Genomic DNA, 13337 nt, shown 5'->3' on the forward strand with positions numbered 1-13337 from the left:
CATCTGTTCGCTGAAATCTGTTCGCTGAACTCCGTCAGCTGAAAGTTGTCAGCCGTCAGGCGCCCCGCCCCAGGCCGGCCCGGGCCGCACTCCCCCTACAGCGCGCTGCGCTCCACCCGGCGCCGCTTGATGGTGCGGAACCGCCGCGCCACCTGACGCGCCAGATCGGCCGCGCCGACCAGTCCGGCCTCGTTGCCGAGGGCGGCGTGGACGATGGTGGCCTCGGGCCGGAAGCCGCGCCCGGTCAGGGTGCGGCGGAAGGTGTCCCGGGCCGGGCCGAGGAGGAGGTCGCCGGCCTCGGAGACGCCGCCGCCGATGACGAAGCGCCCCGGGTCGAGGCCGGCGGCGAGGTTGGCGATGCCGACGCCGAGCCAGGTGCCGACCTCGTAGAGCAGCTCGACGGCGGTCGGATCGCCGTCCCGGGCGGCCTCGGTGACCAGCGGGCCGGTGATCCCTTCGACCGTCCCCCCGGCACGGGCGAGCAGCGGCTGCACCACCGGGGACTCCTCGGCGACCAGTTCGCGGGCGTCCCGCACCAGCGCGTTGCCGGAGGAGTACTGCTCCCAGCAGCCACGGTTGCCGCACGGGCAGCGGTGCCCGCCGGGCACCACCTGCATGTGCCCGAACTCGCCCGCCAGACCGTACTTCCCGCGGTCGACGTAGCCGTCCCGGACGACCGCGCCGCCGATGCCGGTGCCCAGGGTGAGCATCACCATGTGGTCCTCGCCGCGCCCGGCGCCGAAGCGCCACTCCGCCCAGGCGGCGGCGTTGGCGTCGTTCTCCACGATCACCGGGAAGCGCAGCCGCTCGCTCAGCGCCTGCTGGAGCGGCTCGTTGCGCCAGTTGAGGTGCGGGGCGAAGAGCACCCGGGAGCGGTCGGCGTCGACCCAGCCGGCCGCGCCGATGCCGACCGCGTGGACGTCGTGCCGGTCGGCGAGCTGGAGCACCAGCTCGACGATGACGTCCTCCACGACCTTGGCGCTCCTGCTCTTGTGCGGGGTGTCGGTGCGCAGCTTCTCCAGCACCTTGCCCTCGCCGTCGACGACCCCCGCGACCACCTTGGTGCCGCCGATGTCGACGCCGATGGTGGGCAGCCGCAGTATCCCCGCGGGCAGGGCGCGGCGGCGGCGTTCGGCGCGCGGGCCGAGGCCGAGCAGGGTGGGCAGGACGGCCGGCCGGGTGGTGCCTTGGGGGCTGGTCACGGCTGCGGACGCTCCTCACGGGTCTCGCGGGTCTCACGGGTTTCACGGAGAACGGGGGAATCGAGGGGCTCGGCGGCGGACGGCCGGGCCAGCTCGTGCGAGAGTTCGGCGAGGTCGGAGCCGCCGGCCATCTCGGTGGTGAGCTGCTCCAGGCCGATCTCGGCGCGCGGGTGGCTGCCGGCCATCCGCCCCCGCTTGAGCAGGGTGAAGTGGTCGCCGACCAGGTAGGCGTGGTGCGGGTTGTGGGTGATCAGGACGACTCCGAGCCCGGCGTCGCGGGCCGCGGTGACGTACTTGAGCACCACCCCGGACTGCTTGACGCCGAGCGCGGCGGTCGGCTCGTCGAGGATCAGCGCCTTGGCGCCGAAGTGCACGGCGCGGGCGATCGCCACGCACTGCCGCTGCCCGCCGGAGAGGGTGCCGATCGGCCGGTCGACGTCGTGCAGGTCGATGCCCATCCTCGCGAGCGCCTCGCGGGTGGTGGCGCGCATGCCGTCGGCGTCCAGCCGCAGGCCGCCCCAGCGGCGCATGCCCCGTTCGGAGCCGAGGAAGAAGTTGCGCCACACCGGCATCAGCGGGACGACGGCGAGGTCCTGGTAGACGGTGGCGATGCCGAGGTCCAGGGCCTGGCGCGGGGAGTCCAGCCGGACCTCCTCGCCGCCGACGGTGTAGGTGCCCTCGTCGTGCCGGTGCAGCCCCGCGATGATCTTGATCAGGGTGGACTTGCCGGCCCCGTTGTCGCCGAGCACGCAGCTGATCTCGCCGGCCCGCAGGGTCAGCGAGACGTCCTGCAGCGCCCGGACCGTGCCGTACGACTTGCCGACGCCCTCCAGCGCCAGGAGCTCCTCGTTCATCGCGGCCCCCGCTCGGCCCGGCGCTTGACGTACGCGTTGAGCAGCGCGGCCAGCAGCAGCATCGCGCCGAGGAAGAACTTGAACCAGTCCGGGTTCCACTGGGCGTAGATGATCCCCTTGCTGGCCATGCCGAAGATCAGCGCGCCGAGTGCGGAGCCGACCACCGAGCCGTAGCCGCCGGTGATCAGGCAGCCGCCGATGACGGCCGCGACGATGTAGATCAGCTCGTTGCCGACGCCCTCGCCGGACTGGACGGTGTCGAAGGAGAACAGCAGGTGCTGCCCGAGCACCCACGCGCCGAAGCCGACGCCGAGGTAGAGCACGGTCTTGGTCCGGGCGACCGGCACGCCGACCGCGCGGGCGGCGGCGGCGTCGCCGCCGACGGCGAAGATCCAGTTGCCGAAGCGGGTGCGCAGCAGCACCCAGCTGCCGATGACGAGCAGGCCGAGCCACCACCAGACGGTGGCCTTGACCGCCAGCCCGCCGATGTTCACCTCGGAGGCGAACAGCCGACGGCAGCTCTCGAAGCCCTGCATGTCCGCGATCGACTTGGTGGAGACCGTCCCGGAGACGGCCTTGGTGACGCCGAGGTTGGCGCCGGTCAGCATCAGGAAGGTGCCCAGGGTGACGATGAAGCTGGGCAGTTTGGTGCGGCCGAGCATCCAGCCGTTGAACCAGCCGACCGCCAGCGTGGTCGCCAGCGAGACCAGGACGCCGACCCAGGTGACGGCGGTGAACTGGTACGAGACCATCGAGGAGGTCAGCGCGGCGGTGGTGACCAGCACGCCGGCCGACAGGTCGAACTCGCCGCCGATCATCAGCAGCGAGACCGGCACGGCCATGATCCCGATGGTGGAGGCCGCGTAGAGGACGGTGCCGAGCGAGGAGACCCGCAGGAACGGCTCGGCGGCGCCGGCGAAGACCGCGAACACCGCGACGGCGGCGATCAGCGAGCCGAGCTCGGGGCGGGCGAGGAGCCGCCGCAGGGCCGCCGGGCGGTCCTGGACGAGCAGGTCGGGGGTGGTGGAGGCGCTCACCTGGTCCCCCTCGCGACGTACTCGGCGAGCGCGTCGGCGTTGTCCTTGGTCAGGATCTGCGGGCCGGTCGCGACGGGCTTGCCGCCGCCGAGCATGTCCAGGTTGGACTTGTACAGCCACAGCAGGTCGACGCCCTCGTAGCCCTGGAGGTAGGGCTGCTGGTCGACGGCGAAGCCGACGCTGCCGGACTTGAGCCCGGCCACCACCTGCGGTCCCAGGTCGAAGGTGTCCAGTTCGACGCTCCGGTGGGCGTCCTGGACGGCCTGCAGCCCGGTGGCGGCCATCGGGCCGGAGAGGGTGAGCACGGTGTCGACGGTGGGGTCGGCCTGGAGCTTGGCGGAGATCGCCGCCCGGGCGTCGGGCATGTCGACGCCGTTCACGTAGAGCACCTGGAAGCCGCCGCCGGCCTTGGACTGGGCGCCGGAGCAGCGCTGCTCCTGGCCGACGTTGCCCTGCTCGTGGATCACGCACAGCACGTTCTTGCGGCCGCGGGAGGCCAGCTCGGCCCCCGCCGCCTGACCGGCCGAGGACTCGTCCTGACCGATGTGGGTCAGCGCACCGAACTTCGCGGAGAACTCCTGACCGGAATTGATCGTGATCACCGGGATACCGGCCGCCTTGGCCTTGCCGAGGACGTCGGCCATCGCGTCGCCCTTGGCGAGGGTGACCAGCAGGCCGTCGACCTTCTGGTCGATCGCGGCCTGGACGAGCTGGACCTGGTTCTGGGTCTGCGCGTCGTTGGAGTACAGGAAGGTGATGTTGTCCTTGGCGGCGGCCTGCTCGGCGCCCTTGCGCACGCTGTCCCAGAAGGCGTCCCCGGCGCCGGCGTGGGTCACCATGGCGACCTTCCAGCGCGGGGTGGTGACGGCGCTGCCACCGGCGGCCGCGGCCTTGGCGCGGGCCTCCTCGGCGCGTCTGCCTCCGGTACTGCTGCAACCGGCCGCGGTGACCGCGAGGGCCAGGACGGCGCACACGGGCCAGAAGCGGCGGGACGGGCGAAAGCGGGTAGTGCTCATCCCCATAGTCTCTCTGGCCCGGTCGCGCGGGATCGCACCGCCTCGCCCGGCGGCGCGAACCGGCCGGGCGGTAAGGTGCCCCGGGGGACCTTCCTGGATATTCGCTGAACATCTGGTCCGGAGCACCGCCGTCCGGGTGACAGACTAGGCGCCGACCCGAAGCGGGAACAGCTCGGAAACGTGATGTTCCTCTCAGGTTCCGCACAGATTCGGACGGCAACCGATCATCGGTTCTCAGCCGTCTGATGCCATTGACGTGCGTTCGGGCGACTGGGGCCCGGGCGGCGAGCGACCCGGATACGAGAACTCGATGGAACTGACAGGTACGCCATTCTTCATCCTCACCGTCATCCTTGTACCGGTGTCCATCACAGTGGCGCTGCTGTTCTGGGGGAAGGTGCGCGGTCCCCAGCCGGTGCGCACCCTGTCCCGGATCGTCATGATCATGTTCTGTCAGGTCACGGCCGTGCTGATGGTCTTCGTGATGGTGAACAACGCGAACCTGATCTACGGCAACTGGGACGACCTGCTCGGCACCGGTGACCACGTCCGCGCGGTGCCCTCGGTGCCGCCGGTGGACCCGGCGGGCAACGGCCAGTCCGGCGACGCCGCCAAGCAGCCCCCGAAGGTGCTGCAGAAGTTCGGCGGGGTGAACGACCCGGCGGTGCCCGGCGACGTCCAGAAGACCGAGCTCAAGGGCCAGGTGTCCGGCGTCGACGGCGAGGTGCTGGTCTGGCTGCCGCCGCAGTACAACGACCCGGCGTTCAAGGACAAGAAGTTCCCGGTCGTCGAGCTGATCCCGGGCTACCCGGGCTCCTCCTCCACCTGGTACGGCACCCTCAAGGTCTCCGAGCAGCTCAAGCCGCTGATGCAGCAGGGCAAGGTCGCGCCGTTCATCCTGGTCTCGCCGCGCACCCTGCTGCTGGGCAACCACCAGGACGCGGGCTGCACCGACATCCCCGGCAAGATCAACGCGGACGCCTGGATCACCCGCGACGTCCCGCAGATGGTGATGGACAACTTCCGCGCCGACCCGTCCGCGGACCGCTGGGCGATCGCCGGTTACTCGGCCGGCGCCCACTGCGCAGCCAAGCTGTCGGTGGCCCACCCCAACCGCTACCGGGCCGGCATCGCGATGTCCGGCTACAACGACCCCGGGGTCGAGCCGGACTCGCTGGTCGGCAAGGACGCGAAGCTGCGCGAGGCCAACAACCCGGTCAACATCCTCAAGACCGCCCAGCAGCCGCCGAAGGTCGCCCTGCTGGTCAGCGGCGCCAAGGGCGACGGCTACGAGGACGGCCAGGCGCTCGCCGCCGTGGCCAAGGAGCCGACCAAGATCCAGGTCGAGGAGAGCACCGGCCCGCACACCACCGAGATGTGGAAGAAGATGGTCCCGAGCGCCTTCGAGTGGCTGACCGGGATCATCCCGGCCCAGTGACCGACCGTCACGGCCGGCCGGTTTCCATGACCGGCCGTCACGGCCGAGGGCCCGCCGCGCATGTTCGCGGCGGGCCCTCGGCCGTTTCCGGCTTTGCCAGGGTTTTCCCAGGAACTGTCCGGACACGATCAGGATCGACCGAGATCCGACCGGCACTGACAGAAGACCACCAGACCGTCGGTCAGACCGCCGGTCAGGCCACTGTTCAGGCCCCCGAGCAGGCTCCCGGTCAGGCCAGTTCCAGCGCCAGGTAGAAGTCCACCCGGTCCTCCAGCCGGGACAGGTCCCGCCCGGTCAGCTCCTCGATCCGGCCGATCCGGTAGCGCAGGGTGTTGACGTGGACGTGCAGCTGCCCGGCGCAGCGGGTCCAGGAGCCGTCCGAGCGCAGGAAGGCCTCCAGGGTGCGGACCAGGTCCGCCTGGTGCTCGATGTCGTACGCGATCACCTTGTCCAGCAGCCGGCTGCGGAAGGCGCGGCGGACCTCGTCCGGGACGGCGGCCAGCAGCAGCACGTGCGAGGCCAGCTCCTCGGGGCCGGCCACGCAGACCCGGCCGACCCGGGCGGCGGCGATCCGGCGGGCGTGCCGGGCCTCCTCCAGGGCGCCGCGCAGGCCGCCGGCCTCGGAGGCGGGGGCGGAGACGCCGAGGGTGATCCGCCCCTCCGAGCCGAGCCCGGCCTCCAGCGGGGCGAGGAGTTCGCGCAGGGTGTCGGCGGCCACCGGGGTGTCCAGCACGGGCAGCACCACCACGGCGCCGTTGCCGGCCCCGGCGACCAGGGCGCGGTCGGTGGTGCCGCCGAGCGCCTCCTCCAGGACGGCCCGCACCGTGCCCTCCGGCAGGCCGGTGCCCTCGGCGCTGAGCACCAGCCAGGAGGCGTCCTGCGGGTGGGACTTGGGCTCGGGGCTCTCGTAGCGGGCGGCCATCGCGGAGGACGCGTACAGGGTGCGGCTGATCTCGGCCGGGTCGGCGTCGCGGCGCAGCAGGGCGAGCAGTTCGTCGGCCAGCCGGCGGCGCAGCCGGCGGCCCTCGTCCCGGCGGTGGCGCTCGGCGGCGACCAGGCGGGCCAGGTTCTCGGCCAGCTGCTGGCGCTTGGTGGTCCACTCGGTGACGTCGCCGGCCACCGCGAGCACCCAGTCGGCCAGCAGCGAGCCGGTCCGGGGCGCCTCGGGCCCGGCGGAGGCGCCGGCGGGCAGCAGCGAGTAGGCGCCGCCGGCCAGCCGGGCCCGGTGCGGGGGGCGGCGGCGCTGGCGCTGGGCGGCGAGGTGGGCGCGGACCAGCTGGTCGCGGTCCTCGGCGGTGAGCCGGTCGGCCGGGCCGGCGATCACCGCGCCGGTCGGGGCGAGCACCCAGCAGTCCAGGTCGAGGTCGCCGCCGAGCAGGTCCAGCACCGCGTCCAGTCCGCCGCCGCCGGCCGCCGAGACCAGCAGCCGGTGACGGTCGACCAGGGCGGCGAGGTCGGCGGCGCGGTCGGCGGAGACCTGACGGCCGATGAACTCGGTGACGGTGCCGAAGGCGATGTCGTCGGGGACGGCCAGCAGCGGCATCCGGTGGCGGCGGCAGGCCTCGACCAGGTCCTCGGGCACCGGGCCGACCTCGGCCTCGCCGGCCGCCAGGGCGACCGCGCCGCCGGCCGCGATGGTCCGGACGAACCGCTCGGAGTCGGCCGGACCGCTCCGCCAGAGCATGCCGGTGAGCACCAGCTCGCCGCCGTGCAGGTAGCGGCCGGGGTCGTGCAGGTCCGTGGTCATCACGCCGCTGACCTGCCGGTCCAGCTCCTCCTCGGCCGCGAGCAGGCGCAGTCGCGGGGCGCCGGGGGCGAGCAGGTCACGGACACGCATCCGCGGACTCCTAACGGGGGTGGGGCCAAGGGGGTGGGCCAGGGACTGGAAACGGGATCGGGGGGCCGGATCGAGGGGGTGGGGGTGGGCGGGCGCGCGCTCCGGCGGTGACAGTGTGCCCGAACATCCGTGCTCGGCGTTACGTACCAGCGGGGTCACCGGGTCACGGGGCCGTAGCCCGCGAATCACGACCGGATTACGGTCGTAGGTAGCATCCGGCGAACACCTGGGCTGCGGGATTCTCCTGCTTAGAGGAACGTACAGGATGCCGGGCGGGCTCACAGCCGGGGCTTCATGCCATCGGTGACTGCCAGTGGCCCCGGTCACAGGGGTTCACTGGGCGACACGCCGCCGGACACCCGGCCGGCGAAGACTTGAGGAGACACCCGCATGGAGTTCCTTCGGCCCGCCACCTGGGACGAGGCTCTCGCGGCGAAGGCTGAGTACCCGACCGCGTTGCCCATCGCGGGCGGCACGGACGTCATGGTCGAGCTGAACTTCGACGTGCACCGGCCATCCGCGATTCTCGACCTGAACCGTGTCACCGAGCTCACCGAATGGACGAACGACGGCGGCGTCGTCCGGCTCGGCGCCTCCGTCCCGTACGCCCGGATCATCTCGGAGCTGTCCGCGCCGCTGCCCGGGCTCGCTCTGGCGGCCCACACCGTCGGCTCGCCGCAGATCCGCAACCGCGGCGGCGTCGGCGGCAACCTGGGCGCGGCCTCCCCGGCCGGTGACTCCCACCCGGCGCTGCTGGCGGCCGGGCGGGACGTGTACGTCGAGGCGGCCTCGGTGCGCGGCACCCGGATGATCCCGATCGACGAGTTCTACGTCGGGGTCAAGCGCAACTGCCTGGAGGCGGACGAGCTGATCCGGGCCGTGCACGTGCCGGTCGCGGACGGCCCGCAGCAGTTCTCGAAGATCGGCACCCGCAACGCGATGGTGATCGCGGTGTGCGCCTTCGGCTTCGCCCTGCACCCGAAGAACGGGACCGTCGGCACCGGGATCGGTTCGGCTGCCCCCACGCCGCGCCGCGCCGTCGAGGCCGAGGAGTACCTCCAGGGAGTGCTGGCCGAGCGCGGGCTGTGGGAGAGCGGGGAACTGCTGGGCACCGAGGTGGTCCAGCGCTTCGGCGAACTGGTGAAGGCCGCCGCCTCCCCGATCGACGACGTCCGGGGCACCGCCGACTACCGGCGGCACGCGCTGGCCGTGATGGCCCGCCGCACCCTCACCTGGTGTTGGAACGACTACAGCAAGCAGATCAGGAGCGCGGCATGAGGGTCACGTTCACCGCCAACGGCAAGCCGGTCGAGGCCGACGACGTGTGGGAGGGCGAGAGCCTGCTCTACGTGCTGCGCGAGCGCGTCGGCCTGCCGGGTTCGAAGAACGCCTGCGAGCAGGGCGAGTGCGGTTCCTGCACCGTCTACCTGGACGGCGTTCCGGTCTGCTCCTGCCTGGTCGCGGCCGGTCAGGTGCAGGACCGCGAGGTGCGCACCGTCGAGGGCCTCGCCGAGGAGACCGGCGAGCTCGGCCTCGTCCAGCAGGCCTTCGTCGACGCCGGGGCCGTCCAGTGCGGCTTCTGCACCCCGGGCCTGCTGGTGCAGACCGACGCCCTGCTGGAGAAGGACGCCCAGCCGAGCGACAACGACATCCGCGAGGCACTGTCGGGCAACCTGTGCCGCTGCACCGGCTACGAGAAGATCATGGACGCCGTGCGGCTCGCCTCGGCCCGCAAGTGCGCCGGGGAGGCGTCGTCATGACCACGCGCACCATCCAGGGCCAGAAGAACCTGCAGAACATCAACCAGGCCTCCAAGGACGGCATCGGCGGCTCGCCGCTGCGCCCGGACGGCAACCTGAAGGTCAAGGGCGAGTTCGCGTACTCCTCCGACCTGTGGCACGAGGACATGCTCTGGGGTATGGCGCTGCGCTCGCCGCACCCGCGGGCGAACATCCTCTCGGTGGACATCTCCGAGGCGCTCAAGGTGCCCGGTGTCTACGCCGTGCTGACCCACGAGGACATCCCCGGCTCCAAGTACTACGGCCTGGAGATCCAGGACCAGCCGGCCCTGGCCATCGACAAGATCCGGTACCACGGCGAGGCGATCGCGCTGGTCGCCGCCGACCACCCGGAGACGGCCCGGCGCGCGGTGAAGAAGATCAAGGTCGAGTACGAGGTGCTCACCCCGATCGTCACCGAGGAGCAGTGCCTGGACCCGGAGACCCACGGGTACGTCCACGAGCCGCACGAGTACAAGTCGCACGCGTACGGCAACATCTGCCACGAGCAGAAGCTGGTCTCCGGCCTCGGCGTGACCGACGAGGTGCGGGCGATGGCGGACGTCATCGTCAGCGGCGACTACGAGGTCGGCATGCAGGACCAGGCCTTCCTCGGCCCCGAGTCCGGCCTGGCCGTGCCCGCCGAGGACGGCGGCATCGACCTCTACATCGCCACCCAGTGGCTGCACGTGGACCGGGAGCAGATGGCCCCGGTGCTGGACCTGCCCGAGGAGAAGGTCCGGCTGACGCTGGCCGGCGTCGGCGGCGCCTTCGGCGGCCGCGAGGACATCTCGATGCAGATCCACGCCTGCCTGCTGGCCCTGCACACCAACAAGCCGGTCAAGATCGTCTACTCCCGCGACGAGTCCTTCTACGGCCACGTCCACCGCCACCCGGCGAGGATGCACTACGAGCACGGCGCCACCCGCGACGGCAAGCTGGTCTTCGCCGACTGCCGGATCGTGCTGGACGGCGGCGCGTACGCCTCCGCCTCCCCCGCCGTGGTCGGCAACGCGGCCTCGCTCGGACACGGCCCGTACGTGATCCCGAACGTGAGGATGCACGCCATCGCGCTCTACAGCAACAACCCGTCCTGCGGGGCGATGCGCGGCTTCGGCGCGGTGCAGGCGGCGTTCGGCTACGAGTCGCAGATGGACAAGCTGGCCGCCGAACTCGGCATGGACCCGGTGGAGCTGCGGCAGCTGAACGCCATGTCGGAGGGCGACTTCATGCCCACCGGCCAGCAGATCGACTCCCCCGCGCCGGTGGCCGAACTGCTGCGCCGCGCCAAGGAGATGCCGCTGCCGCCGCCGCTGGACACCGAGCACCTGGACGTCCGCGCGCTGCCCGGCGCGCTGTCCAACACCTCGCACGGCGAGGGCATCGTGCGCGGGGTCGGCTACTCGGTCGGCATCAAGAACGTCGGCTTCTCCGAGGGCTTCGACGACTACTCCACCGCCCGGGTGCGGCTGGAGGTGATCGGCGGCGAGCCGGTCGCCATGGTGCACACCGCGATGGCCGAGGTCGGCCAGGGCGGCGTCACCGTGCACGCCCAGATCGCCCGCACCGAGCTGGGCGTCGAGCAGGTCACCATCCACCCGGCCAACACCGAGGTGGGATCGGCCGGTTCGACCTCGGCCTCGCGCCAGACGTACATGACCGGCGGCGCCGTCAAGCTCGCCGCCGAGGCCGTCCGGCGGGCACTGGTCGAGAAGGGCCGGCGCCGCTACGGCTGGACCCACCAGGACATCACGCTGGCCGGCGGCAAGGTCGTCTCGGAGAGCGCCGGCGTGCTGGTGCCCATCGTGGACCTGCTCGGCGACGAGGCCATCGACCTCACCCGCGAGCACCACCACCGGCCCACCCAGGCCTTCGACAAGGAGACCGGCCAGGGCTTCGGCCACGTCCAGTACACCTTCTGCGCCAACCGCGCGGTGGTGGACGTGGACGTGGAACTGGGCCTGGTCAAGGTGGTCGAGCTCACCGCCGTCCAGGACGTCGGCAAGGCGCTCAACCCGCTCTCCGTGGTCGGCCAGATCCAGGGCGGCTGCACCCAGGCGCTCGGGCTCGCGGTGATGGAGGAGATCATCGTCCGCGACGGGAAGGTGCGCAACGCCTCCTTCACCGACTACCTGATCCCCACCATCCTGGACACCCCGCCGATCCCGGTGGACGTCCTCGAACTGCCCGACCCGCACGCCCCGTATGGGCTGCGCGGCGTCGGCGAGGCGCCGACCGTGTCGGCGACCCCCTCCATCGTGGCGGCCATCCGCAACGCGACCGGTCTCGCGCTCAACCGGATCCCGGTCCGGCCGGAGCACCTGACCACCGAACAGCCCGGCTGAACCCGGGAGTTCGGACCGACGGACCAGCCGGCCGGCACGAGCTGAACGGCACGACCGAGCAGTACTTCCCGGGGCGGCGACGAGTCTTCCCCGCCGCCCCGGGGACCCCCACCCGCTGCCCTCCCACGCCGGGGTTCCGCAGTGGTGCGCACCACCCTCAACTGCACCGCTGGCACTCCCCCCGACGAGTGCCCCCACCAGTGAGCCGATCCCGTCCCCCTGTGCCAACTCCGTTGACTGGCAGTCAGGTCGGCTCGCCCACCCCAACCCCCATTGACACTTGGGAGTGGACATGACCAGGATCCCCACGGAGCCCGGCACCACCGAAGCAGCCAGACCCACCGAGGACGAGACCCACCCCTCGCCCCCGGCACCAGGACCGAAGAGCGCGCTGGACGCGTACTTCAAGATCTCTGCCCGCGGCTCGACCCTCGCCAACGAACTCCGCGGTGGCCTCACCACCTTCATGGCGATGGCGTACATCATCCTGCTCAACCCGCTGATCCTCAGCGGCGCGGACGTCACCGGCGTGAAGCTCGACCACGCCGCGCTGACCACCGCCACCGCCCTCGCGGCCGCCGTCACCACCGTCCTGATGGGCCTGGTCGGCAACGTGCCGCTGGCCCTGGCCGCCGGGCTCTCGGTCTCCGGCGCGGTCTCCGCGCTCGTCGTACCGCACACCACCTGGTCGCAGGCCATGGGCCTGTGCGTGATCTACGGCCTGCTGATCGTGCTGCTGGTGCTCTCCGGCCTGCGCGAGAAGATCATGAACGGCATCCCGCTGCCGCTCAAGCACGCGATCACCATCGGCATCGGCCTGTTCGTCACGATCATCGGCCTCTACAAGGCCGGCTTCGTGCACACCGGCGGCCCCACCCCGCTCTCGCTCGGCCCGTTCGGCGAACTCTCCGGCTGGCCCGTCCTGATCTTCTGCCTCACCCTGCTCACGATCTTCGTGCTGATGGCGCGCGGCGTGCGCGGCGCGATCCTGATCGGCATCGCCGGCGGCACCGTGGTCGCGATCGTCGTCAACAAGCTCGCCCACGTGCCCGCCAAGGCCTGGGCCAACTCCGTCCCGGTCTGGCCCGGCAGCCCCGTCGCCGCCCCCGACTTCGGCCTGTTCGGCCACGTCGACCTGTTCGGCGCCTTCGGCGCCAAGGGCATGGGCGCGATCAGCGCCTCCGTCGCGGTGTTCACCCTGGTCCTGGCCGGCTTCTTCGACGCCATGGCGACCATCATCGGCGTCGGCACCGAGGCCGGACTGGCCGACCAGCAGGGCCGGATGCCCGGCCTGTCCAAGGCCCTGTTCATCGACGGCGCCGGGGGCGCGGTCGGCGGCCTGGCGGGCGCCTCCGGCCAGACCGTCTTCGTCGAGTCCGCGACCGGCGTCGGCGACGGCGCCCGGACCGGCCTCGCCTCCACCGTCACCGGCGCCCTGTTCGCGCTGATGCTGTTCTTCTCGCCGCTGGCCGGCATCGTCCCGGTCGAGGTCGCCTCCGCCGCCCTGGTGGTGATCGGCTCGATGATGATGAGCCAGGCCCGGCACATCGACTGGTCCGACCGCGAGGTCGCCATCCCGGCCTTCCTGACCTCCGTGCTGATGCCGTTCACCTACAGCATCACGGCGGGCGTCGCCGCCGGCGTCATCTCCTACTCGGTGATCAAGGCCGGGCAGGGCAAGTGGCGCGAGCCCGGGCTGCTGATGTGGATCCTCACCGGGGTGTTCGTCCTGTACTTCGCACTCAGCCCGATCAAGTCCTGGCTGGGCGTGCACTAGCCGGTCCTGCGGCACCTCCGGCACCGCCGCCACCTTTGTGCACCACCGCCGCC

Annotated in this window: 10 protein-coding genes; 5 read left to right on the forward strand and 5 right to left on the reverse strand. The window is 71.8% G+C overall.

Annotation, left to right across the window (positions count from 1 at the left end):
- Window positions 1-95 precede the first annotated feature (95 nt).
- Genes ACZ6Z8_RS15405 through ACZ6Z8_RS15420 form a run of 4 tightly spaced genes read right to left on the reverse strand, consistent with a single transcriptional unit; the run spans window position 96 to window position 4109 of the window.
- Window positions 96-1202 carry an ROK family glucokinase gene (locus ACZ6Z8_RS15405; RefSeq protein ID WP_465609897.1) on the reverse strand — a complete coding sequence of 369 codons (1107 nt, stop codon included), beginning with the start codon at window positions 1200-1202 and terminating at the stop codon, window positions 96-98.
- Window positions 1199-2056: an ATP-binding cassette domain-containing protein gene (locus ACZ6Z8_RS15410; RefSeq protein WP_465609899.1), complete on the reverse strand. Its 858-nt coding sequence runs from the start codon at window positions 2054-2056 to the stop codon at window positions 1199-1201. The genes ACZ6Z8_RS15405 and ACZ6Z8_RS15410 overlap by 4 nt, the downstream gene beginning before the upstream one ends.
- The gene (locus ACZ6Z8_RS15415) at window positions 2053-3093 is read right to left on the reverse strand and encodes an ABC transporter permease (RefSeq protein WP_465609901.1); all 1041 of its coding nucleotides are present in this window, start codon (window positions 3091-3093) and stop codon (window positions 2053-2055) included. The genes ACZ6Z8_RS15410 and ACZ6Z8_RS15415 overlap by 4 nt, the downstream gene beginning before the upstream one ends.
- Window positions 3090-4109: a sugar ABC transporter substrate-binding protein gene (locus ACZ6Z8_RS15420; protein ID WP_402815004.1), complete on the reverse strand. Its 1020-nt coding sequence runs from the start codon at window positions 4107-4109 to the stop codon at window positions 3090-3092. The genes ACZ6Z8_RS15415 and ACZ6Z8_RS15420 overlap by 4 nt, the downstream gene beginning before the upstream one ends.
- Window positions 4110-4470: 361 nt before the next feature.
- Between ACZ6Z8_RS15420 and ACZ6Z8_RS15425 the strand changes: the two genes are divergently transcribed.
- Window positions 4471-5547, forward strand: coding sequence for an alpha/beta hydrolase (locus ACZ6Z8_RS15425; protein WP_465609903.1), 1077 nt, complete (start codon window positions 4471-4473; stop codon window positions 5545-5547).
- A 229-nt stretch (window positions 5548-5776) separates the two neighbouring features.
- On the opposite strand, the gene ACZ6Z8_RS15430 is transcribed toward ACZ6Z8_RS15425, so the two are convergent.
- The gene (locus ACZ6Z8_RS15430) at window positions 5777-7384 is read right to left on the reverse strand and encodes a PucR family transcriptional regulator (RefSeq protein WP_465609905.1); all 1608 of its coding nucleotides are present in this window, start codon (window positions 7382-7384) and stop codon (window positions 5777-5779) included.
- 390 nt (window positions 7385-7774) lie between these two features.
- Here ACZ6Z8_RS15430 and ACZ6Z8_RS15435 point away from each other — a divergent pair, with 390 nt between their 5' ends.
- From ACZ6Z8_RS15435 to ACZ6Z8_RS15450, 4 genes are all read left to right on the forward strand, one after another.
- Complete coding sequence (locus ACZ6Z8_RS15435) at window positions 7775-8662, forward strand: FAD binding domain-containing protein (protein ID WP_465609907.1); 888 nt, start codon at window positions 7775-7777, stop codon at window positions 8660-8662.
- Window positions 8659-9144: a (2Fe-2S)-binding protein gene (locus ACZ6Z8_RS15440; protein ID WP_465609909.1), complete on the forward strand. Its 486-nt coding sequence runs from the start codon at window positions 8659-8661 to the stop codon at window positions 9142-9144. Before ACZ6Z8_RS15435 ends, ACZ6Z8_RS15440 begins: the two co-directional genes overlap by 4 nt.
- Window positions 9141-11507, forward strand: a complete 2367-nt coding sequence (gene pucD, locus ACZ6Z8_RS15445; RefSeq protein WP_465609910.1) for a xanthine dehydrogenase subunit D — start codon at window positions 9141-9143, stop codon at window positions 11505-11507. Before ACZ6Z8_RS15440 ends, pucD begins: the two co-directional genes overlap by 4 nt.
- A gap of 292 nt (window positions 11508-11799) precedes the next feature.
- Entirely contained in the window at window positions 11800-13284 is a 1485-nt protein-coding gene (locus ACZ6Z8_RS15450) for an NCS2 family permease (RefSeq protein ID WP_465609912.1), read from the forward strand.
- Window positions 13285-13337: the final 53 nt, after the last annotated feature.

It is taken from the genome of Kitasatospora sp. NPDC101108, from assembly GCF_055584725.1.

Excerpts from the sequence above, each read along its gene's own strand:
- ACZ6Z8_RS15410 (WP_465609899.1), bottom strand. The coding sequence starts at position 2,056 with ATGAACGAGGAGCTCCTGGCGCTGGAGGGCGTCGGCAAGTCGTACGGC.
- ACZ6Z8_RS15420 (WP_402815004.1), bottom strand. The coding sequence starts at position 4,109 with ATGAGCACTACCCGCTTTCGCCCGTCCCGCCGCTTCTGGCCCGTGTGC.
- ACZ6Z8_RS15430 (WP_465609905.1), bottom strand. The coding sequence starts at position 7,384 with ATGCGTGTCCGTGACCTGCTCGCCCCCGGCGCCCCGCGACTGCGCCTG.
- ACZ6Z8_RS15435 (WP_465609907.1), top strand. The coding sequence starts at position 7,775 with ATGGAGTTCCTTCGGCCCGCCACCTGGGACGAGGCTCTCGCGGCGAAG.
- ACZ6Z8_RS15440 (WP_465609909.1), top strand. The coding sequence starts at position 8,659 with ATGAGGGTCACGTTCACCGCCAACGGCAAGCCGGTCGAGGCCGACGAC.
- pucD (WP_465609910.1), top strand. The coding sequence starts at position 9,141 with ATGACCACGCGCACCATCCAGGGCCAGAAGAACCTGCAGAACATCAAC.
- ACZ6Z8_RS15450 (WP_465609912.1), top strand. The coding sequence starts at position 11,800 with ATGACCAGGATCCCCACGGAGCCCGGCACCACCGAAGCAGCCAGACCC.